This window comes from Chamaesiphon polymorphus CCALA 037 (assembly GCF_003003845.1).
Taxonomy (GTDB): Bacteria; Cyanobacteriota; Cyanobacteriia; order Cyanobacteriales; family Chamaesiphonaceae; genus Chamaesiphon; species Chamaesiphon polymorphus.
This window is the reverse complement of the sequence record NZ_PVWO01000703.1, coordinates 1-2,321: the sequence shown is the minus strand read 5'-3', so window position 1 is coordinate 2,321 and position 2,321 is coordinate 1. Positions and strand designations below refer to the sequence as shown.

General features: G+C 48.3%; 3 protein-coding genes. 2 read left to right on the top strand and 1 reads right to left on the bottom strand.

Annotation, left to right across the window (positions count from 1 at the left end; translation table 11 throughout):
- Nucleotides 1-214: 214 nt before the first annotated feature.
- Nucleotides 215-616: a DUF7674 family protein gene (locus C7B77_RS28495; protein WP_146138586.1), complete on the bottom strand. Its 402-nt coding sequence runs from the start codon at nucleotides 614-616 to the stop codon at nucleotides 215-217.
- 15 nt (nucleotides 617-631) lie between these two features.
- Here C7B77_RS28495 and C7B77_RS28490 point away from each other — a divergent pair, with 15 nt between their 5' ends.
- Together C7B77_RS28490 and C7B77_RS28485 are read left to right on the top strand one after the other, a co-directional pair.
- Nucleotides 632-1,258 carry a hypothetical protein gene (locus tag C7B77_RS28490; RefSeq protein ID WP_106312999.1) on the top strand — a complete coding sequence of 209 codons (627 nt, stop codon included), beginning with the start codon at nucleotides 632-634 and terminating at the stop codon, nucleotides 1,256-1,258.
- 127 nt (nucleotides 1,259-1,385) lie between these two features.
- Nucleotides 1,386-2,156 carry a pentapeptide repeat-containing protein gene (locus C7B77_RS28485; protein WP_106312997.1) on the top strand — a complete coding sequence of 257 codons (771 nt, stop codon included), beginning with the start codon at nucleotides 1,386-1,388 and terminating at the stop codon, nucleotides 2,154-2,156.
- Nucleotides 2,157-2,321 lie beyond the last annotated feature (165 nt).

The window sequence follows — 2,321 nt, the reverse complement described above, 5'->3', positions numbered from 1 at the left end:
GGGTAGGGAGTTGGGAGTTGGGAGTTGGGAGTTGGGAGTTGCGGCTCGCGCTCGTCGGCTTTGCCGACGGTTTGCGACTGAAATCACGCGGAGGTTCCCTCCGCATGTGTTTCATTCAAGACAGCGAGATAAGACAGAGAGTTGGGAGTTGGGAGTAGGAAATATCTGAGGACGTGTGCCTTCTGCCTTCTCGATCGAATGCCGATCGCTTAGATTATGAGAATGGATGAATACTGACATGTCGATCGAGATCTTGCCAGTAATACCAACTTAAGGGCTGGAGCTGGCTGGTAAAGCCATCGAGATCGAAGCCAGTGCGCTGACTGCGCGCGGCGATTTGTTCCAAAAACATCGTCCGAAACGCATATTCCACGATCGAGTCACCTCGCTGCAACATTATTTCGATCGTCGCCGCGATGTTGGCGATTTCTGGCTCATTTTGCAGACAGATTGTATCGATGGCAAAGTCGGCAAATTCTGAAATATCCAGCGCGATCGGACGTGGGATGCTAGGATGCCAATCTGCGATGTACACATCCCATCGATCTTGAAAAGCTGGAAAGTTGAGGAGAATAATCTCCATACAATTGGTACGATCGATCTGAATGTAATCCATACGCTGCGAGTTCTGATGACTAATCATTTAAATCGGGCGATCGCGCTACTCCAGTCAGCTACAGAGCACCTGACAGAATTAGCCGCAACCCCCACAGAGCGACAACCATTGCGGGAGACTATCGATCTTACTGTAGAACAGATTCATACAGCTTTAGCAGAATTGAGTGCGGCGATCGATCCCCCCACACTAGATAAAATTCCGCCAGAATTATTAACCAAAGCCGAGCGACTGGGAATTCCCTTAGAGGATATCGAGGTACGCGTGGCAATTACCACACACCATCTGAGTCAGTTTATCGGGATTCTCAATGAAATCGAACAAAGATTTGGAGAAATCCGCCGCGTGCGGGAATACTTATTAGTAAGGTTGCCAGATCTGCCGATCGAACAACTTGGCTCTAGATTACCAGTTTATACTGCGGCTGACTTTGAGTGGACGGAGCCGAGACTTTCGCCGACAGAGCTAGCCCAAATCCGAGCCAAATATCAGATCGATCGATTATTGAGCCAACCACCCCGTCATTCTACCGACTTATTCAAGCAGATCGCCACCGCCGAGCGCGCTTGGGAACAAGCACGCGCCGATGCCCAGTCTGAGGATCTAAATGATACCGACGATCTCCGTGATTTACCCTTTTAACTGGGAATTGAGCGAGGTTGTTGAGATCGGGATTTGAGAAATTGCTGGATTTATAGGATTAGGTTAGCACTGATAACCCCTATCCTCTATTCCCTATCCCCTAACCCCTATTCCCCTAACCGTAACCATGAAAATCACAACCATTGCCACGACAATCTTGCTACTGACAAGTTTGGCAACGACAGCCAAAGCAGAGAATATGTCTCATCTGCGCCAACTCCTCTCAACCAAAAGCTGCCCACAGTGCGATTTAGCTGGTGTGGGATTGGTGACAAACAATCTAGCTGGTGCCAAATTAGAACGGGCGAATTTAGCTGGTGCCAATCTCAGTCAGGCAAATCTGGCTGGGGCAGATTTACGCGGTGCAAATTTGGCAGGTGCATCTTTCAATGGTGCCAATTTGACGGGGGCAGATCTACGTGGGGCAAATTTAAATGGTACCGACTTGCGATCGGCTTATCTTACCAATGCTAATGTGACTGGCATCGATGTGAGTGCGGCTTATCTCGATGGGGCAATTGGGATTCCGTTGAGTTTGGGCAAAGCTGAAGATTTTTATAAGTGGGGCTTTGCAGACTGGCAGAAAAATGATTTTGCTGGTGCTGTCGCCAACTACGATCGCGCAATTAGCCTCAATCCTAAATTTCCGGGTGCTTATCTGGCGAGATCGATGGCCAAATTTCGACTCCAAAACGATCGCGGCGCAATGGAAGATGCCATGGCAGCCGAACGCTTATATTTTGCCATTGCCGATCGCGAAGGCACGCAAGTAGCCCAAGCACTGATTGCCAAAATCAAACTTGCCAGCCAACCCACGGATACGAATATGAATCCCGGTAATGGCAATATGGTCGATTTATTTACAGGTTTGAGTTCGATGTTATTTAGGTTTTTCTAATTTTAGATTCTATTACTGTTGCCATATCGCTGCGGACAGATCCCCGACTTCTCTAACTCGACTTTAGCCATTAGAGGTTTTCCCCAGAGAAAACCTCTAATGGCTGGTTTGACTTGATGAGTAAAGAGTTAGCAGCTCAAATCGTCAACTACAGTTGGGGTAAGG